15 protein-coding genes are annotated in these 19,932 nt (G+C 59.1%); 6 read left to right on the top strand and 9 right to left on the bottom strand.

Annotated elements, in window-relative coordinates:
* Positions 1–18: 18 nt before the first annotated feature.
* Both PhaeoP97_RS05935 and PhaeoP97_RS05930 read right to left on the bottom strand, forming a co-directional pair.
* Positions 19–708 carry a Hint domain-containing protein gene (locus PhaeoP97_RS05935; protein ID WP_072504291.1) on the bottom strand — a complete coding sequence of 230 codons (690 nt, stop codon included), beginning with the start codon at positions 706–708 and terminating at the stop codon, positions 19–21.
* A 165-nt stretch (positions 709–873) separates the two neighbouring features.
* A complete protein-coding gene (locus tag PhaeoP97_RS05930; RefSeq protein ID WP_072506326.1) occupies positions 874–1,539 on the bottom strand; it encodes a sulfotransferase family protein in 666 nt (221 codons plus the stop codon).
* A gap of 136 nt (positions 1,540–1,675) precedes the next feature.
* On the opposite strand from PhaeoP97_RS05930, the gene PhaeoP97_RS05925 reads away from it, so the two are divergent.
* Together PhaeoP97_RS05925 and PhaeoP97_RS05920 are read left to right on the top strand one after the other, a co-directional pair.
* Positions 1,676–3,304, top strand: a complete 1,629-nt coding sequence (locus PhaeoP97_RS05925; protein WP_072504290.1) for an AMP-binding protein — start codon at positions 1,676–1,678, stop codon at positions 3,302–3,304.
* A 112-nt stretch (positions 3,305–3,416) separates the two neighbouring features.
* Positions 3,417–4,427: a hypothetical protein gene (locus tag PhaeoP97_RS05920; protein ID WP_072504289.1), complete on the top strand. Its 1,011-nt coding sequence runs from the start codon at positions 3,417–3,419 to the stop codon at positions 4,425–4,427.
* A gap of 116 nt (positions 4,428–4,543) precedes the next feature.
* On the opposite strand, the gene PhaeoP97_RS05915 is transcribed toward PhaeoP97_RS05920, so the two are convergent.
* The 6 genes from PhaeoP97_RS05915 to PhaeoP97_RS05890 all read right to left on the bottom strand — a co-directional run bounded on the left by PhaeoP97_RS05915 (position 4,544) and on the right by PhaeoP97_RS05890 (position 11,006).
* Positions 4,544–5,857, bottom strand: a complete 1,314-nt coding sequence (locus PhaeoP97_RS05915; protein ID WP_072504288.1) for an SPOR domain-containing protein — start codon at positions 5,855–5,857, stop codon at positions 4,544–4,546.
* A gap of 213 nt (positions 5,858–6,070) precedes the next feature.
* Positions 6,071–6,703: a uracil phosphoribosyltransferase gene (gene upp / locus PhaeoP97_RS05910; protein WP_072504287.1), complete on the bottom strand. Its 633-nt coding sequence runs from the start codon at positions 6,701–6,703 to the stop codon at positions 6,071–6,073.
* 141 nt (positions 6,704–6,844) lie between these two features.
* Positions 6,845–8,065, bottom strand: a complete 1,221-nt coding sequence (locus PhaeoP97_RS05905) for a phosphopentomutase (RefSeq protein ID WP_072504286.1) — start codon at positions 8,063–8,065, stop codon at positions 6,845–6,847.
* The gene (locus PhaeoP97_RS05900) at positions 8,065–9,375 is read right to left on the bottom strand and encodes a thymidine phosphorylase (protein ID WP_072504285.1); all 1,311 of its coding nucleotides are present in this window, start codon (positions 9,373–9,375) and stop codon (positions 8,065–8,067) included. The genes PhaeoP97_RS05905 and PhaeoP97_RS05900 overlap by 1 nt, the downstream gene beginning before the upstream one ends.
* A gap of 3 nt (positions 9,376–9,378) precedes the next feature.
* Positions 9,379–9,771: a cytidine deaminase gene (locus tag PhaeoP97_RS05895; protein ID WP_072504284.1), complete on the bottom strand. Its 393-nt coding sequence runs from the start codon at positions 9,769–9,771 to the stop codon at positions 9,379–9,381.
* Between the two features lie 137 nt (positions 9,772–9,908).
* Positions 9,909–11,006, bottom strand: a complete 1,098-nt coding sequence (locus tag PhaeoP97_RS05890) for a cupin domain-containing protein (protein ID WP_072504283.1) — start codon at positions 11,004–11,006, stop codon at positions 9,909–9,911.
* A gap of 152 nt (positions 11,007–11,158) precedes the next feature.
* Here PhaeoP97_RS05890 and PhaeoP97_RS05885 point away from each other — a divergent pair, with 152 nt between their 5' ends.
* From PhaeoP97_RS05885 to PhaeoP97_RS05875, 3 genes are all read left to right on the top strand, one after another.
* Positions 11,159–13,447: an NADP-dependent malic enzyme gene (locus tag PhaeoP97_RS05885; protein ID WP_072504282.1), complete on the top strand. Its 2,289-nt coding sequence runs from the start codon at positions 11,159–11,161 to the stop codon at positions 13,445–13,447.
* A gap of 308 nt (positions 13,448–13,755) precedes the next feature.
* Positions 13,756–15,645, top strand: a complete 1,890-nt coding sequence (gene prpE, locus PhaeoP97_RS05880; protein WP_072504281.1) for a propionate-CoA ligase PrpE — start codon at positions 13,756–13,758, stop codon at positions 15,643–15,645.
* Between the two features lie 151 nt (positions 15,646–15,796).
* Positions 15,797–17,236 carry an amidase family protein gene (locus PhaeoP97_RS05875; protein ID WP_072504280.1) on the top strand — a complete coding sequence of 480 codons (1,440 nt, stop codon included), beginning with the start codon at positions 15,797–15,799 and terminating at the stop codon, positions 17,234–17,236.
* Between the two features lie 396 nt (positions 17,237–17,632).
* On the opposite strand, the gene PhaeoP97_RS05870 is transcribed toward PhaeoP97_RS05875, so the two are convergent.
* Positions 17,633–18,394, bottom strand: coding sequence for an NAD kinase (locus tag PhaeoP97_RS05870; RefSeq protein WP_072504279.1), 762 nt, complete (start codon positions 18,392–18,394; stop codon positions 17,633–17,635).
* A gap of 170 nt (positions 18,395–18,564) precedes the next feature.
* Between PhaeoP97_RS05870 and glyA the strand changes: the two genes are divergently transcribed.
* Complete coding sequence (gene glyA, locus PhaeoP97_RS05865) at positions 18,565–19,863, top strand: serine hydroxymethyltransferase (RefSeq protein ID WP_072504278.1); 1,299 nt, start codon at positions 18,565–18,567, stop codon at positions 19,861–19,863.
* Positions 19,864–19,932 lie beyond the last annotated feature (69 nt).

Below are 19,932 nucleotides of genomic sequence, written 5' to 3'. Positions count from 1 at the left end.
TCTGCTGGTTACTGAGACCTAGACCATCACGGCATATTCCGCTGCACCGTGACCACCTGGCCCCATCGGCAGAGTATTGGCCCAGACGCTTTCCTCAGTAATCATATCGATGACCAGTTCACGTGCCGTATCGGGCTGCAGCACGCGATAAAGATCAGGCTGCGCGCTTGTGTCGAACGACAGCAGGTCACGCGGTGAGACACTGAACCCCAGCAATCCGGCTTCCAGATAAATGACTTCGTCCTGTGCAAAACGAGGTACGACGATCTCAAGCCGGGTCTCTGGTTCCGCGCGGCGGATCCCGCGATAGCCTTCCAGCGCGCAGGCCGGCACCACCACAAATGGATCGCCCTGCCCGTCACAGGCTAGATCGCTTTCGATCAAAATTCCTTGGTTCGGCATCACCCAAAGCGGCGCGCGATTGTTCAGCGCATCCTGCGGAATATAGACCGGACATGTCAGTGGATTGGGGGCACCGCTGGTCAGCAACAGCGTCTCGCGGTGGATATCAACAATGGGCTGCATCCCATGGTCAAAGGTAAGGGCCATATCGCCCACGGCCAGCGCCTCAATCGGGCGCCAACCAAGGTTCGAGGCCACATGCGTGCCTGACAGGATCCCGCCCTGTCCGGCTGCGACCAGCGGGTACTCTGTTTCCAGAGCCTCGGCCATTGGAGAGAGCTTGCGTTTTAGCAGCCAATCCAGCATCGGTTTTCCCTTTCACCAAGGCAGCCACACATTCTGCGCGGCCCGTCACATTACCCATCCGTTTGATCAAAGCAGTTGCGCACCAAACGGGAGGACGATCATTAGTGCGATGGACATAGAGCCATTTTGGCGCTGATCGGGTTGCACGTTGATTCCGTCTCTCGATTACAGGTCTACCGGTGAATCGTTAAAAGAGTATTCAAACTGTGCGATGTCTTCGGCGCAGACCTCAGCGACGGCCTTACGCGCGGCATCGCTGTACGAGTCCTGCCACGCTCTTGGCCGTTCGGACACATTGGCGCGTGGCAACTGAAGCTCAAATCCGAGATGATCAAACAGCGGCGCTGCGTCCGTGGCGAACTGTTCCAACCGAATAAAGAGATCGCACTGCACTGCACCGTCGGCATGGCGCATATAGGCACTGGCAGGCGTGGACCGCAGACCAGACAAAATCATCGGATGACAGGCAAACGCATCAAAGTTGAGCGTTTTTGCGAGCGGCACCGTTGGATGGTTAAACCCCTGCGCACGCAGCCAATGATAAAGGCTCAGCACCCTGTCCCAAGGGTTGCGCACAAGGGTAAAGGCAAACAGGCCGCGCAATCGCGCATCTGGCACCAACCCCTCAATGTCACCCAGCGTCGAATGCTTCCACAAACGCCCGCGCGTCTCGATTCCCTGCAAACGTCGTCTGCGGTGCAGAGCCTTAGGCGTATCCCCCAGCATCATGTCGTCCGCCATTGCCCGCGCCTCCAGCGCCAACGCAAGCGCCGTACCCCCGGTCTTGGGAATATGCACAAAGACATAAGAGCGGCCGAGCGACAGGATCATAAGCACAGGCTAAGCGGTTTAGGACACAAAGAAAACCTCAGCTCTCACGCCGAGTCAGTCTTGCCGCTTTCAATACGTGCAACTTTGCGCAATATCTTGGAGAGCACGCGCATGAATCATCTTGGGAGGGGCGAATATGGGTTGGATGTCTGATGAAACGGGATTGGAAAAAACCGACGCCAATTATGCCCCCCTGACGCCGCTGTCACATCTGCGTCGGGCGGCCCATGTCTTTGCCGATGTTCCGGCTGTGGTCTACGGCAAACACCGTAAAACTTATTCTGCCTACTATGACCGCTGCACGCGACTTGCCTCTGCTCTTGCAGGGATAGGGGTGGCTCCGGGCGACGTGGTCGCAACCCTGATCCCCAACCTCCCCGCACAGGCAGAGGCGCATTTCGGCGTACCCGCCTGTGGTGCGGTCCTGAATACCATTAACACCCGGCTGGATGTCGGCACGGTAGCCTATATCTTTGACCATGGGGAAGCCAAGGTTGCGCTGGTAGACAGCCAGTTTCTGTCGTTGGCCGAAGTCGCCAAAGACACATGTGACGGACCCGGCCCGTTGATCATCGAAGTGCCTGATGCGGACGCGGGCTATCCGGCGTCTGGTCGCCACCCAATCTATGAGGATATTCTCGCCGCTGCTGCCCATGATTTCGACTGGATCATGCCGCAGGACGAATGGGAAAGCCTTGCGCTCAACTACACCTCCGGCACCACGGGTCGGCCCAAGGGGGTGGTCTATCACCATCGCGGCGCCTATCTGATGACGATGGGCACGGTTATTTCCTGGCGGATGGTTATGCAACCTAAGTATCTCGCGATTGTGCCGCTGTTTCACTGCAACGGCTGGAACCATACTTGGATGATGCCCGTGCTTGGTGGCACCTTGGTCTGCTGCCGCGACATCACGGCACCGGCGATCTATGATGCCATCGCCGATGAAGGGGTCACCCATTTCGGCGGCGCGCCTATCGTACTCAATATGCTGGTGAACGCGCCCGAAGACCAACGCCGCAACTTCGATCATACCGTTGAAGTGTTTACGGCAGGGGCACCTCCTGCCCCCGCCACGCTGGAGAAAATCGAATGCCTCGGCTTTCATGTCACCCAAGTTTACGGGCTGACCGAAACCTATGGCCACGTCACCGAATGCCTGTGGAAAGGTGGCGACTGGAACAATCTGGACCAACAGGGGCGCGCGGCGATCAAGGCACGTCAAGGCGTGGCTTTTCCAATGATGGACCATATCACCGTGATGAATGACGACATGCTGCAAATCCCGATGAATGGTCAGGATCAGGGCGAAATCGTTATGCGTGGGAATTCGGTAATGAAGGGATACCTGAAAAACCCGGACGCCACCGCGGAGGCCTTTCAGGGCGGATACTTCCACTCTGGCGATATCGCAGTGCAGCACCCGGATGGCTATATTCAGATCGCCGATCGCGCCAAAGATATCATTATCTCGGGAGGCGAGAACATCTCCTCTGTTGAGATTGAAGGCGTGTTAATGGGGCACCCCGATGTGAACCTCGCCGCGGTGGTGGCCAAGCCGGATGACAAATGGGGCGAAGTGCCTTGTGCCTTTGTCGAACTGAAACCGGGTGCCCAGGTCGATGCTGCCACCTTGATCGCCTTTACCCGCGAAACACTGGCTGGCTTCAAAACTCCGAAACAAGTGATTTTCCAAGATCTTCCCAAGACATCGACCGGGAAAATCCAGAAATTTGAATTGCGCACGCAAGCCAAGTCGCTTTAACCGCGAAACCAGGCCCGATCCACGCGGGATCCGCTGCAATGCCAATTGCTGATGAAGCGGCCCGCGTGCTATTTGATCTGTGAACAATCAACGCTGAGGACGCTTCCCTTTCATGACAGCATTGCGGGAATATCAACGGCTGGAGGCTGCCGCCCTGTGGCGCGCAGCCCCGGAGGCACAGCGACGTGATGTTATTGTTTCGGTTGGCGATGCGACCCTGACGATCGCCGACATGAATGATCGCCCGCTGGCGCATTGGTCGCTGGCCGCGCTGGAGCGGCAGAACCCCGGCAGCTATCCTGCGCTTTTCCATCCCTATGGCGACGCTGGCGAAACGCTAGAGATCGGCCAAGATGAAACCGCCATGCTGGATGCCATTGACCGGTTGCAAACGGCCCTCACCCGCGCCCGCGCGCGCCCCGGTCGGTTGCGGGCTGTGACGCTGCTTGGTGGGTTGGCGGTGGTCGCTGCGCTGGCGGTGTTCTGGCTGCCAAACGCATTGTTATCCCACACCGTTGATGTGGTCCCCGACATCAAGCGCAAGGCACTGGGACAGGCGCTTCTGGGCCGGATCGAACGTGTCTCAGGCCAAGCCTGTAGCACGCCAGAAACCGCTCCCATTCTGGAGCGTCTCGCCGCGCGCCTAGATGTGCGGCAGCTGGTCATTTTACGCAGCGGTGTTGCCAGCAGCCTGTATTTACCCGGCGGTATCGTTTTATTGAACCGCGATTTGGTAGAGGACCATGAGGAACCCGCTGTAGCGGCCGGGGCTGTTCTGGTCGAACGCGCCCGCGCTATTGAGCAGGACCCGTTGACCCAGCTGCTGGCCGCTGGCGGCATGGGCGCAACCTTCAGGATGCTCACCACGGGTGAGCTGACCCGCTCAACGCTGGATCGATACGCCGAAACCGTGATCAGCACGCCGCGCCCTTCCCCGGATGAGGCGACAACTCTGGCGGAATTTGCCCGCGCGGCTGTCCCTTCTACGCCATATGCCTATGCGCAGGACATTACGGGCGAGACCGTGCTTGGCCTCATCGAGGCGGATCCGATGGCGGGAAGAGACATGCAGCCGGTGATGAACGACCGCGACTGGGTGCAATTGCAGAGCATCTGCGGCTAGTCATAGTACGACAGCCTAGGATGCAGCACTTGATCTTTGAGCCCAACTCGCGCTCCGCTGTGGATATCTCGCGACAGGATTTGATCTGCCGCTAGCAGAGGCTTGCCGAAACCAGCCTATTTGCTCAACCGAGCCCCACCAAAGCCTGCCGCCTTGACTTTGCTCAATGCGGCTCGTGCTGCGCCATCTGTTGCAAATGGGCCGGCCAGCACCACCCGTAACGACTGGCCATTCCGCACGACCCGTCCCAGACGAATGGGCATGCCCTTTTGACGCAATCGTTGCGCCACTGCCTCGGCCTTGGCCCTATCTGCAAAGGTTCCCGCACGCACATAGCGACGCGCGCTCAACACGGGCTTTGCCAAAGCAGTCGAGATTGTTTCAGTTGGCGCCGAGCGGGTCGACAGCCGGGTCACCAACATATCCTCTTCTGTAAGTACCGGCGCGGCGGCAGCACTGCGTGTCTGAGAGTTCGACAGCCTCAAAATAGGTCGGTCCACCGGGCGTTGGATCCCGTCACGTGGCACGGTCCTCGTCCAGATGGCCGCCCCCTGCGGCCCCCTGTTCGGGTTGTACCGATCTTGCCGGGTCACCTGCACATAGCCCCGAGGCACGCCTCCATTGGTCTGCGCCAGCACAGCGCCCAGCGACATTTCAGCACGACGCGGGTTCAAGCGATCATCATCCCAGGCGTGCCGATACCCCTGAGGCACCTCGATACCGCGGGCCAGCTGACGCTCCTGATAGACATGTTTCGGAAGCACGCGGGTATTCTGATCCAGCACCGGCAAGTTTCCAATCCCACCACCTTGTGGACCACAGCGTACATCTGCAGTTTGATTGATATACTGCTGGCTCAGAGCGGATGCCCCGACGCAGCGGCCAGCCCCCAAGGACGACGCAACTGGCTGGACCGATGGGCGATAGGCATCATCCAGAACCCGCCGCTGGCGTGGCTGGCTGGGGCTGGACGTTGCAACCCGTCGTGGTTTGGCCTGACGCACGGCACTGCGTTGTGGTTTTGTGGTGGTGACGCTACGCGGCGCGGCGGCGATGGGCACGGAGTCAACCGATGTGCCCCCAGCAATCTCGGCCTGTGTACCGGTCACCTGCTGGGCCTCCGGCAGGGTGATCAATTCGGGTGCTGGAGCAGACGTGGGTTTAGGAGGGACGGACGTTGCGGACACCTCTGTGGGTTCAAACCCGCAGAGCTGTTTGCGGCTGCGCGTCACGCGTGGCACCCAAGTGGTGTTTCCATCAATACCCGCGCGAATGAAGACACAGCCTCGGCTATCGACGTATTGTTTGCCTGCATAGGAAGCGGGTGGGAACTCGGCAGGAGGCTCTGTCGTGCGGATCGACTGCGCATTTGCGCTGCTGATGCCGGCCACCGCGATCAAGGCACTTGCAATAATTCTAGTAAGCGTCATCCGAAAGCCCCACAATATATGGGTGCAGGATGCCTGAAAACGGAATCTGAGTAAAGCGGGGTTTGCCAGAATAACCGAAAGATCCCAGAGACATCTCGCGGATCCATCGCCCGGAAGCCTACCCCAATGATCAAAGAGCGCCTGTTTCCAGACGCCCTAGAAAAGGACCGCAATCACAGTCCAGAAATACGTACAGACGCATTGCTAGCGCGCTTATTTTGTGCCGAACATCCGGTCACCTGCATCACCTAAGCCGGGCAGGATGTACCCTTTTTCGTTTAGTTGACGGTCCAGCGAGGCGGTGACGATTGGCACATCGGGGTGCAATTCCTTCATCCGCTCCACTCCTTCGGGCGAGGCCAGGAGACAGAGGAAGCGAATGTCGTTCGCGCCGGCTTCTTTCAGCAGATCAATTGCTGCGGCAGAGCTGTTTCCGGTCGCCAGCATCGGGTCCACGGCGATTACCAGGCGGTCTTTCAAACCCTCCGGTGCCTTAAAGTAGTATTGAACCGGCTGCAGCGTTTCCTCATCCCGGTACAGTCCCACAAAACCAACGCGGGCCGAGGGGATCAGCTCCAGAACACCGTCCAGCATACCGTTGCCCGCACGCAGGATCGACACCAACGCCAGCTTTTTGCCTGCCAGAATTGGCGCTTCCATTTCCTCCATCGGGGTGTCGATGGTGGTGGTGGTCAGCGGCATTTCGCGGGTGATTTCATAGGCGAGAAGCTGGGTGATCTCGCGCAGCAGACGGCGAAATCCTGCGGTCGATGTGCCCTTGTCGCGCATCAGGGTCAGCTTGTGCTGCACCAACGGGTGATCGACAACGGTCAGATGATCGGACATGGGCCACTCCTTTCGGGAAAATTCAAACTCTCATAGTCTCTGTACGCTGCGACAGGCAAGCTAGATTTATTACGAGCTGGTGCGAAGCTTCGTAATAAAACATCACTTGCACAATCACCAGATAGCAGGTCTTGGTCGCAGTCAGCCATGCAAGACAGGCTTACCAGGCCCCGTTGCGGTCACGCCAAGATGCGCAGCAACCGTCGCCGCGACATCGGCAAATCCGACACAGCCAAGCGGACCAATCCCGACCCCAGCCATCAACACAGGTACTTGTTCGCGCGTATGGTCTGTGCCTGGCCAGCTGGGATCATTGCCGTGATCTGCAGTCAGGATCAGTAGATCATCTGCGCGCAACTCAGGTAACAGCTTCGCGATTTCTCCGTCGAACCATTCCAGCGCGCAGGCATATCCCGAGATATCGCGGCGATGGCCATAGAGGCTGTCAAATTCTACAAAATTGGCAAAGGTCAGGCTGCCCTCTTCCGCTTCAGCCACCGCATCATGCAGGTAGTGCATCAACTCGGCATCATTGCCTTTTTTCAAGGTATCAATGCCCTGCATAGAGAAGATATCTCCGATCTTCCCGATGCCATGCACGCGCTGCCCTGCATCCTGCACCCAATTGGTCAAGATCGGCGCAGGTGGCATAATCGCATAATCACGCCGATTGGCGGTTCGCTGAAACCCGTCTTTCGCCGTGCCGACAAAGGGCCGTGCAATCACCCGACCTACTTTCATCTGATGCAGATAAGGTGCCACCGCTTCGCAGAGCGTCAGCAACCGGTCGAGGCCAAAACTCTCTTCGTGAGCGGCGATCTGGAACACGCTGTCAGCCGACGTGTAGCAGATCGGCTGCCCAGACTGAATATGTTCGGCTCCGTACGTTTCTATGATCGCGGTGCCCGATGCATGACAATTGCCCAGAATGCCATCGGTCCCGGCTGCCGCGCAGACATGGGCAACCAGTTCGTCAGAAAATGCCGGGTTTTGATCCGGGAAATATCGCCAATCCCACGGCACCGGTAATCCCGCCAGTTCCCAATGGCCCGAAGGCGTGTCCTTACCCCGGCTTGTCTCTGTAGCAGCGCCCCAGCGCCCAACACGCAAAGTCCCCCCCAGATCCGGGCAAGGCACGGAAGAGGCCAACGCAACAGCAGCCCCAAGGCCTAAACCATCCAGTGCTGGCAGGTGCAGGGGTCCTCTTCGCCCCTGTTCAGCCCGTCCGGCTGCGCAGGCCTGCGCAATATGAGCCAGCGTATTGGCCCCAAGATCCGGCAGTTCCCCGTTGAAGTACCGCCCGGCATCAGGCGCACCCCCGATGCCAACGGAATCCATCACCACAAGAAAGGCACGGGCCATTATGCAATCCTCTTGTGAATCAGCGGTGGCAGTTCGGGCGCGGCCTCAGACAGTTGGTAGGCCGCGCGCAGGCATCTCTCTGCCACATCTGCAGCCGCCTCATCCGCGGCATGGATGGTGCCAATCAGTTCCCCTTTGGCCAGTTCCGCACCCAGCGGCGCCAGATTGGCAAGGCCGACCGAGGGATCGACCACATCACTCTCGATCATACGCCCACCGCCAAGGCGCACAACCGCCATGCCCAGCGCCTCGCCATTGATTGCAGAAACAGCGCCTGGCTGCTCTGCTGTGATCGCGCGCAGCACCGGTGCCATAGGCAGGATATCCTGCCAGCAATCAGAAAAATCTGTCGGGCCGCCCATCTCCGCAACCATGCGGGCAAAGCGGTCCGCTACCGCCCCGCTTGCAATCGCCTTGCGGATCATCGCGGCCCCGGCTGCTGCGTCCGCTGCCAGCCCACCATGGGCCAATAGCACACCGCCCTGCGCGGCTGTCAGTTCCGCCAATGCGCCATCCTGACCGGACAGGCCCGTCAGCACCCGCATGACCTCTGTCACCTCCAGCGCATTGCCAAGGGCAGGCGCAAGCGGCTGGTTCATGTCTGTGATCAATGCAGAGGTTTTGCAGCCCGCGGCATTGGCAGTATCCGTCAAGCTGCGCGCCAGCGCTTCGGCCTCATCCAAGGTCTTCATAAACGCGCCAGATCCGATTTTGACATCCAGCACCAGTGCATCAGTGCTGGCCGCCAGTTTCTTCGACAGGATAGACGCGGTGATCAGATCGAGACTGTCCACTGTGGCCGTCACATCGCGGATCGCATAAAGCCGCTTGTCCGCCGGAGCGATCTGCGCCGTGGCGCCAACGATGGCACAGCCCACATTCTGCATCATCTGCACCAGTTGCTGTTCAGACACCTGCGTAGAGACGCCCGGAATGGCTTCCATCTTGTCGAGCGTGCCGCCGGTATGGCCCAGTCCCCGCCCCGAAATCATCGGAACATACGCCCCGCATTCCGCCAAGGCCGGAGCCAGCAGCAGCGACACACAATCGCCAACCCCACCGGTGGAGTGCTTGTCCAGCACCGGACCACCCAGGTTCCACGTCAGCACATCGCCGCTGTCACGCATCGCCAATGTCAGCGCCCGCCGTGCGTCCACCCCCAGGCCGCGCAGACAGACTGCCATGGCAAAGGCCCCGGCCTGAGCGTCGCTTACTGTGCCATTGGCCAATCCTTCGGCAAACCAACGCAGATCGCTGTCGCTTGGCGTTTCACCCCGGCGCAAGCTGGCAATTATGGCGCGCGCATCCATGGCTCAGCTCCGTTCCATGTGATCCGCACCAAATGCTCCGGGGAGCAGGTCGCCAATTGTGGTCTCTCGCTCGGTTCCATCGGTGGTCGCAAGGGTGACGTGCGCATCCGCGCCACCAAATTCCGCCAGCTTCTGGCGGCAACCACCGCAGGGCGGAATAGGTGCAGGACAATCGGCAATCACATACGCCGCCTCCAGCCGCGTCTCACCGGCTGCCACCATGGCCGCAATCGCGCCTGCCTCGGCGCAGGTCCCTTCTGGGTAGGCCACGTTTTCGACATTGCAACCCACATAGATGGTGCCAGACGCCGCTCTGATCGCCGCGCCGACCTTGAAATTGGAATAAGGCGCGTGCGCGTTTTCACGAACGGCGGTGGCAGCGTCTCTGAGGTTCATGGCGATTCCTTAATTTTTTGATCATTTGGTCAGAATTGGTGACACTAGCGGATTTCACCAAGGGAGTGGAAGCCCCCGGCACGTACAGGCAAGTGTATCACACCATCCAGCCCAGGCTGCCATCGGCAGATCGCGCCTCAGGCTGACGGATCGCCCAATGTGGTGTTGAACACTCCGGGCAAGGTCACTTCGAGCAGCTCCACATCAACCGAAGGCTCGCTCAACCGGGTCTTCATGCCCGGTGGAATGACAAAAGCATCGCCCTGTTCCAGTTGAAACGGCTCGCGCCCCTGCCCTTCGAGCGTCAGCGTACCATTCATCACAAAGGTGAAGTGAATATCGGTGTCATGGGCCGCCCACTGCGGCGCGCCCTCGCCCCGGCGCACCACCTGCACCCCGGCCACGCCCTTGGTGTTCTCGGCAATCGAAGTGTCGCGGCAGATATACCCCGGCAGGCGGAACGGCACCCATTCGGCATCTTCTGCCTTGTTGTAAACAAATCGCTGACCCTGCCATTCGCGCTCTGGCCTCAGATGTGGTGTCGGCAACGTCATCTCATGATCGATCTCAGTCACATGTTCGGCCGGCACGCCAATTTCGATCACCTGCACATTGTCGCTGGCTTCCAGCACCCGATGACGGATCTCCGGCGGCTGAATGAAACAATCGCCTGCGGTCAAGCGCATCGTGTCGCCCTGATCCTCATAGACGACATCAACCCAGCCATGGATGCAGAAGATCAGCTGAAAGCCGACCTGGTGAAAATGCACCATATCCGGAACCGGCCCGCCATCAGGGATGCGAATATGGCTTGCAATGATCGACCCGCCCAAGCGATCCGGCACCAGATCGCGGTAGTGCATTCCGGCACGGCCGATGATCCAGGGGGCCTGATCCTTGAGCCGGCGCACAACAAAGCTGTGAACCGTTTCTGGCATGACCAGCGGTGGATTGCGCTCTTCGATCTCAATCTTGGTGCCATTTGGCGCCGTCAGCCTGCGCGCGCCGTCAGCAAATCCATCGGGGTCATCGGTTAGGATGCGGATGGTCCCAGGCGCCTCTGCCGCGCCCCGCTCAATACGCAAACGCAGCCCATGGCCTGAAAACACGCCAATCGCCGGATCGTCCGCCGGATAGATGGAATTCAGCTTCATACCCAGTGTTTTGGTATAAAACGGGATATCGTCCCGCAGTTCCTGCGTTGGCAGCCTAAGCTCCGCAATCGTATCGGCCATTCTTCGCTCCCCTATAGGTTTTTGCCATACAGTGAGACGAAGCGACCTTAGGCGCAAGACCTGTCAGAGCGCCAAGATAACACTGAAAGAATAGCCTGTTTCCCTGACGTCAAAAGTCGTTTAGCACTAAACTAAAGTCTCTGGAGCGCCTGATGACCAAAAATCCAAAAACCGACACACAATCACTGCGCGATGCCGCGTTGCACTATCACGCCTATCCCAACCCCGGTAAGCTGGAAATCCGCGCGACCAAGCCGATGGCAAATGGCCGTGATCTGGCACGGGCTTACTCCCCCGGTGTCGCCGAGGCCTGCTTGGAAATCAAATCCGATCCGGCCGACGCGGCAAAATACACCTCGCGCGGCAATCTGGTTGCGGTGGTGACCAATGGCACGGCGGTTCTGGGTTTGGGTAATATCGGCGCGCTCGCCTCCAAACCTGTGATGGAGGGCAAGGCTGTCCTGTTCAAGAAATTCGCCAGTATCGACTGTTTCGATATTGAGGTGAACGAGAGCGATCCAGAAAAACTCGCCGATATCGTCTGTTCGCTGGAACCGACCTTTGGCGCCATCAATCTCGAGGACATCAAAGCGCCGGACTGCTTTATCGTCGAGAAGATCTGCCGCGAGCGGATGAACATCCCGGTTTTTCATGACGATCAGCACGGCACCGCGATTGTTGTAGGCGCTGCGGCCAAGAATGCGCTGCATGTGGCCGGAAAACGGTTTGAGGATATCAAAATCGTATCCACCGGTGGTGGCGCTGCGGGGATTGCCTGCCTCAACATGCTGGTGAAACTGGGCGTGAGACGTGAGAATATCTGGCTCTGCGATCTGCACGGTCTGGTTTATGAGGGTCGCACCGAGGATATGAACCCGCATAAATCGGCCTTTGCACAGAAGACCGATCTGCGCACGCTGGACGATGTGATCGGTGGTGCTGATCTGTTCCTTGGCCTGTCTGGTCCCAATGTGCTGAAGCCGGAAATGGTCGCCAAGATGACCGACCGGCCGATCATTTTCGCCCTCGCCAACCCCAACCCGGAAATCCTGCCGGATGTGGCTCGCGAGGTCTCGCCTGATGCGATCATCGCCACAGGCCGCAGCGACTTTCCCAATCAGGTCAACAATGTCCTCTGCTTCCCGTTCATCTTCCGCGGGGCGCTCGATGTCGGCGCGACAGAGATCAACGACGAGATGCAGATCGCCTGCGTCGAGGGCATTGCCGAAATGGCCCGTATGACCACCTCCGCCGAAGCCGCAGCCGCCTATCAGGGCGAACAGCTGACCTTTGGTGCGGACTACCTTATCCCTAAACCATTCGATCCGCGTCTTGTCGGGGTGGTGTCATCCGCCGTGGCCAAGGCCGCGATGGAGAGTGGCGTCGCACAGCGTCCCATAGACGATCTTGCAGCCTACCGGGCGAAGCTAAATCAGACCGTGTTCAAATCCGCGCTTCTGATGAAACCGGTGTTTGAAGCGGCAAAGGCCGCCGCACGGCGCATCGTCTTTACCGAGGGCGAGGATGAGCGCGTGTTGCGCACCGCCCAGGGCATTCTGGAAGAAACTACCGAGACACCAATCCTCATCGGTCGTCCGGAGGTCATCGAAACCCGCTGCGAACGGTTGGGCCTGCGCATTCGTCCCGGTACCGATTTCCAGATCGTGAACCCAGAAAATGATCCGCGCTATTACGACTATTGGACCAGCTATCACCGCGTCATGCAGCGCGAAGGCGTGACGCCCGATCTGGCCAAGGCGATCATGCGAACCAACACCACCGCAATTGGCGCCATCATGGTCCATCGCGGCGAGGCCGACAGCATGATCTGCGGTACCTTTGGTGAGTATCGCTGGCATATGAACTATGTGAACCAGGTCCTTGGCGGCGGCACTTACGAACCTCACGGTGCATTGTCGCTGGTTATCCTTGAAGACGGACCCCTGTTCATCGGGGACACCCATGTGCGGATTGAGCCGACGCCCGAACAGATTGCCCAGACCGTTATCGGTGCCGCGCGCCATGTCCGCCGTTTCGGTCTGGAGCCGAAAATTGCGCTTTGCTCACAATCGCAATTTGGCAATACCAGCTGCGATTCCGGTGCTCGCTTGCGCGCCGCGATCCAGATTTTGGACGAGACACCGCGTGATTTCATCTACGAGGGCGAGATGAACATCGACACGGCGCTAGATCCCGAGCTGCGCACCCGCATTTTCCCGAACTCACGGCTGGAGGGAGAGGCCAATGTGCTGATCTTTGCCCATGCTGATGCTGCCAGTGGCGTACGCAATATCCTGAAAATGCGCGCCGGCGGGCTGGAAGTCGGTCCGATCCTGATGGGCATGGGCAATCGGGCGCATATCGTCTCCCCGTCGATCACCGCGCGCGGGCTGCTGAACATGGCCGCCATCGCAGGGACGCCTGTCACTCACTACAGCTGACCCCGGCATTTGACCGACATCAGGGGGCAATTGCCAATCGGACAAGGCGCAGGCGCGGATCAAAGAATCAGCGCGCCTGCTCTTCTCCACTCATCGCGTCGATTTCGCAGGGGTTCACATAGACTTTGCAAACCCCCTGTCATCTTGCTGGATATTCACCAAAACAATTCTGTTTGCAAAACTTTGCAGATAATTCTTGCGCTAAACTGCAAATTTCTTGCGCCAATATGGCGCTACGTCGCGCAGGGCGCTTGCCCGACCGACGCCCATGGGCCTAACTCACCCCCAAGGATGAGGAGGAGGAACCCATGTCATATTCAGCCGTCTATGAGAGCTGGAAGGCCAACCCCGAACACTTCTGGATGGAAGCAGCCAACGCTATCAGCTGGGACAGTGCGCCAACCAAGGCCCTGACCGACAAGGGGGACGGGCTCTATGAATGGTTCGCCGATGCCAAGGTGAACACCTGCTACAATGCCGTCGATCGTCATGTTGAGGCTGGCCGGGGCGAGCAGGCCGCGATCATCTATGACAGTCCGATCACCCATACCAAGCGCGAAATCTCCTACGTCGAGCTACGCAACCGGGTTGCCACTCTCGCCGGTGCCCTGCGCGCCAAGGGCGTGGAAAAAGGCGACCGCGTCATCATCTACATGCCGATGATCCCCGAGGCACTGGAAGCAATGCTGGCCTGCGCGCGTTTGGGGGCTGTGCACTCTGTGGTCTTTGGTGGATTTGCGGCCAATGAATTGGCCGTGCGCATTGACGACGCCACGCCTAAGGCGATTATCGCCGCCTCCTGCGGTCTGGAGCCGGGGCGCACGGTGCATTACAAACCCCTTCTGGACGGCGCGATTGAGCTGGCCGAACACAAGCCCGACTTCTGCGTGATTTTCCAGCGCGAACAGGAAGTCGCCGAATTGATCGAAGGCCGCGACGTCAATTGGCATGGTTTCCAATACGGTGTGGAACCAGCCGAATGTGTCCCGGTTGAGGGCAATCACCCCGCCTATATCCTCTATACCTCCGGCACCACCGGCCAGCCCAAGGGCGTGATCCGCCACACCGCAGGCCAACTGGTGGCGCTGAACTGGTCGATGAAGAACATCTATAATGTTGATCCTGGCGACGTGTTCTGGGCGGCGTCCGATGTGGGCTGGGTCGTGGGTCACAGCTATATCTGCTACGGGCCGCTCATCCATGGCAACACCACGATCGTGTTTGAGGGCAAGCCCATTGGCACGCCGGATGCGGGCACATTCTGGCGGGTGATCTCCGAACATAAGGTCAAAAGTTTCTTCACCGCCCCGACCGCGTTCAGGGCGGTAAAGCGGGAAGATCCCAAAGGCGAATACGTCAAGAAATACGATCTCAGCTGCCTCAAACAGGTCTATCTGGCTGGTGAACGCGCGGATCCCGACACCATCGTCTGGGCGCAGGATCAGCTAAAGGTGCCGGTGGTGGATCACTGGTGGCAGACAGAGACCGGCTGGTCGATTGCCGCGAACCCGCTGGGGGTTGAAGAGCTGCCAACCAAACTCGGCTCTCCCGCCGTGCCAATGCCCGGTTATACCGTTGATATCCTGGACGAAGGCGGCCACCCTGTTGCGGCAGGCGAGCTGGGGGCGATTGCAGTTAAACTGCCCCTGCCCCCCGGCACCTTGCCCACGCTGTGGAATGCCGAGGACCGCTTCAAGAAGAGTTATCTCACCACCTTCCCCGGCTATTACGAGACCGGAGATGCCGGCATGAAGGATGAGGACGGCTATCTCTACATCATGGCGCGCACTGATGACGTGATCAATGTCGCGGGCCACCGCTTGTCCACCGGTGCAATGGAAGAGGTGCTGGCAGGACATCCCGACGTGGCCGAATGCGCCGTTATCGGCGTCAGCGACAGCCTTAAGGGTCAGGCCCCTGTTGGCTTCCTCTGCCTCAACGCCGGTTGCGACACGCCCCATGCCGAGGTCGCCGCACAGGTGGTCAAGCTGGTGCGTGAAAAGATCGGTCCCGTGGCGGCTTTTAAACAGGCCTGCGTCGTGGACCGGTTGCCGAAGACCCGCTCTGGCAAGATCCTGCGTGGCACGATGGTGAACATCGCCGATGGCACGGATTGGAAAATGCCCGCAACCATCGATGATCCGGCCATTCTGGACGAAATCACCCTGGCGCTGCAGGACCTCGGCTACGCCAGGTAACACGATCTACTGCCCCGCCTGTCATTGGCAGGGCACATTGAATACCTCCCCAACTTACACCCTGCCCCTGTGGCAGGGTTCTTTTTTTGGAGTGACGCGCCTTGCATGTCCCGCCCTGCCCACTACTCTCGCGGTAAGGGAGACTAAACATATGACAGGCACGGAAATCTGGCAGCTTAGCGCAACTGAACTGGCAACACACACCCGCAACGGGGACATCACTGCCAAGGCGGCGGTAGAGGCCTCGCTGTCCCGAATGGCCGCAGTGAACCCTGCCTTAAACGCCGTCGTCGAGGATCTGAGGGGTGAAGCCCTAGAGCGCGCCCATGCGCTTGATCAGGCCCGCAACAACGGCACGACGCCAGGCCCGCTGCATGGCATCCCCGTGACCATCAAGATCAACGTCGATCAGAACGGTCACGCGACCTCTAACGGTGTCACCGCGCTGAAGGATCTGATCGCCCCAGGTGACGCGCCAGTGGTGAAAAACCTGCAAGACGCCGGCGCGGTTATTATCGGACGCACCAACACGCCCGAGTTTTCCTTTCGCGCCGACACAGACAATCCGCTGTTTGGGCGCACACATAATCCCTGGGGTCGGCATATCTCCCCCGGCGGATCATCTGGCGGCGCGGGGGCCGCGGTCATGGCAGGCATTGGTGCGTTGGCCCATGGCAATGATATCGGTGGTTCGCTTCGGTTTCCGGCGGCAGCCAATGGTGCCGTGACAGTAAAACCGGGTCTGGGGCGGGTGCCGGCCTGGAACCCAAGCCAAAGCGCAGAGCGCGGCATGCTCGCACAGAATATGTCGGTGCAGGGACTGATCACCCGATCAGCGCGGGATCTGCATCTGTCGATGCCCAGCCTGATTGCCGCCGACCCGCGCGATCCATTCCATGTGCCTATGCCTTGGCGTGGTGCATCCCCGGACGGTCCGATCCGCGTCGCCTTTTCCAAGGAAACCTACGGCTACGATCTGCACCCCGAGGTCGACGCCGCACTGGAGGACGCGCGTGCAGCGCTGGGTGATGCCGGTTATCTGGTTGAGGAAACCAAGCTGCCGGATGTCTTCGACGCCGGTCGTACCGGCTATCGCGCCTTGATGGGAGAGGTCTATGCCCTGATGAAGGGGGACGTGGATGCCGCCGGCTCGCAAACCGTGCGGGATATCTTTGCAGTGTATTTTGAGGAATTCCCCCCCTTTGCCGGGGCGGAACTGCTGCAAATGATGGCCAAACGCACGCAGTATGCGCGGGATTGGTCGCTGTTCATGCAGGATTACCCGCTGGTGCTCACGCCGTTTTTGCCGCAACCTTTCTTCAAACCTGATCGGGACACTGAAGGCGCCACAGGCGTGCATGAGGTCCTGGGCTGTGCTGTATATTCCTATGCGATGAACTTCATAGGCCTGCCCGCAGCTTCGGTTCCAAGCCGACTGGCCCAGCTGCCCGCAGGTCCACAGCCGACGAACATACAGATCGCGGCACCGCGTTGGCGTGAAGACATGGCCGTGGATGCCTGCATCGCGATCGAGGACCGCATTGGCCCCATGTGCGATCCGCTGTGGGCACAGATGGCGACAAAACTATAATCCATTATCAGGTCGACAATTATGGGCATCCATCTTTGAAACACATGAAAATCCGGGGCTCGGTATGCGCCGACCCCCGGATATTCCGATACCACCGGATACTCGTTCATAAAATAATCACACGAAGGTTCAGGATCATCGCCCCGGCGTTTCCCGCCTTCGCAGTTTCAAACGCGGACGGATGAAGATCCGCACAGTCCGGTTCAGGCAAAATGATAGGTGCTTAAATAAGCGGCCGATTGCCATCCCGGTAGATCGCTGCGTCCCTTAGTGGGATCGCTATGCCCTTTGGCTGTCACCGCTGGCATCGGCCTATTGTAGAGTTCGATTATCGCACAAAATAGCGAGTTTTGCATTCACAAACACGTGATACAACCTATGAGGCATCACTCTATCTCAGGTGAACTGCTCGGATATCAGCCGTTCTTCGAGCCCATGGCCAGGGTCGAACATAATCTTGTGGCGGATTTTGGTTTGGGTCGCAATTTCCACCTGCACCACATTGGCAAAGGACACGGAATCTGCTGCGGCGATCACGGGCCGCTTATCGGGTTCCAGCACATCAAACCGAACTGTTGCATTGCTCGGTAGCAACGCACCGCGCCAACGGCGCGGACGAAAGGCAGCAATCGCTGTCAGCGCCAGCACATCGGAACCGATGGGCAGGATTGGGCCATGCGCCGAATAATTGTAGGCGGTGGACCCCGCAGGCGTTGAGACCAGCGCACCATCACAGACCAGCTCTGCCATGCGCTGACGTTCATCGACCGAGATCTTCAGCTTGGCCGCCTGAGGACCAGCCCGCAGCAATGAGACTTCATTGATGGCAAGAGCGCGATGCGTCCGCCCTTCAGTATCAAGTGCAACCATGGACAGCGGATTGATGATCTCCTGTTCAGCGGCCATCAACCGCGCGATCAGGTCGCTTTCGCTATATTCATTCATCAAAAAACCGATGGTACCACGGTTCATGCCATAAACAGGAGCCGACAGATCAATCGTATCATGCAACGTATCCAGCATGAAACCGTCGCCGCCAAGGGCAACGATCACATTCGCCTCTTCCTTGGGCACATTGCCATAGCGGGCCACCATCGCGGCTTGGGCTGACTGCGCCACCGGAGCCCGGCTGGCCAGAAAGGCGATTCTCATGGTCATCAAATCTGTTTCCGGTGTTACGCAATTCGTTCCGAAACAATCACAGCTTTCCCAAGATTGCCAGTCTTGCCGCTCTCAGCGAGGAATTCGTCGTATTCCGGGCTTTCAGGGTCAGGGAGTTTCCGATAGGAAATCTCTCAAATGGAACGCCAACTCATGGAGCCAGCATCATGACCGTGACCACCTCCCGCGACCCCGGTTTTTTCACCCAATCCCTCGCCGAGCGCGATCCGGAGCTGTTCGGCTCTATCACGGATGAACTTGGCCGTCAGCGCGACGAGATCGAACTGATCGCGTCGGAAAACATCGTCTCCGCCGCCGTGATGGAGGCCCAGGGCACTGTTCTGACCAACAAATACGCCGAGGGCTACCCGGGTCGTCGCTACTATGGCGGCTGCCAATACGTTGATGTTGCTGAGAACCTCGCCATTGACCGCGCCAAACAACTGTTTGGCTGTGAGTTCGCCAACGTGCAGCCCAACTCCGGCTCGCAGGCGAACCAAGGTGTGTTCCAGGCGTTGATCCAGCCCGGCGACACCATCCTCGGCATGGATCTGGCCTCCGGCGGTCACCTCACTCACGGTGCGCGCCCCAACCAGTCCGGCAAATGGTTCAACGCTGTTCACTACGGTGTACGCGAAGAAGACTGCCTGATTGACTATGATCAGGTTGAGGCCCTCGCGGTTGAGCATCAGCCCAAGCTGATCATCGCTGGCGGCTCCGCTATTCCCCGCGTCATCGACTTTGCCCGCTTCCGCGAGATTGCCGACAAGGTTGGCGCCTACCTGCATGTCGACATGGCGCATTTCGCCGGCCTGGTTGCCGCAGGTGAACACCCCTCACCCTTTCCCCACGCGCATGTCGCCACCACCACCACGCATAAAACCCTGCGCGGCCCGCGCGGCGGCATGATTCTGACCAATGATGCCGATATCGCAAAGAAAGTGAACTCCGCGATCTTCCCCGGTATCCAGGGTGGCCCGCTGATGCATGTGATCGCCGCCAAGGCCGTCGCCTTTGGCGAAGCACTGCGTCCTGAGTTCAAAGACTACCAGAAGCAGGTGCGCGCCAATGCCGTGGCACTCTCGGATCAGCTGATCAAGGGCGGTCTCGACATCGTCACCGGTGGCACCGACACTCATGTGATGCTGGTCGATCTGCGCCCCAAAGGCGTGACCGGCAATATCGTGGACAAAGCTCTGGGCCGCGCCCATATCACCACCAACAAGAACGGCATCCCGTTCGACCCGGAAAAGCCGACCGTTACCTCGGGCATCCGTCTGGGCACCCCCGCAGGCACCACCCGTGGCTTTGGCGAAGCTGAATTCCGCGAAATCGCGGATCTGATCATCGAAGTTGTCGACGGTCTGGCCGCCAATGGCGAAGACGGTAATGCTGCTGTCGAGGCCTCGGTGCGCGAGAAAGTGGCTGCCCTCTGCGCCCGCTTCCCGCTCTACCCGAACCACTAAGCCAGTCGGTCAAAACAAAAAACCGCCGCGTTCTTATGGCACGCGGCGGTTTTCTTTTGTTAGGTCTCA

This window comes from Phaeobacter porticola (assembly GCF_001888185.1).
Taxonomy (GTDB): domain Bacteria; phylum Pseudomonadota; class Alphaproteobacteria; order Rhodobacterales; family Rhodobacteraceae; genus Phaeobacter; species Phaeobacter porticola.
Note: the sequence above shows the minus strand (reverse complement) of the source record. Positions and strands in the feature narration are given on the sequence as shown.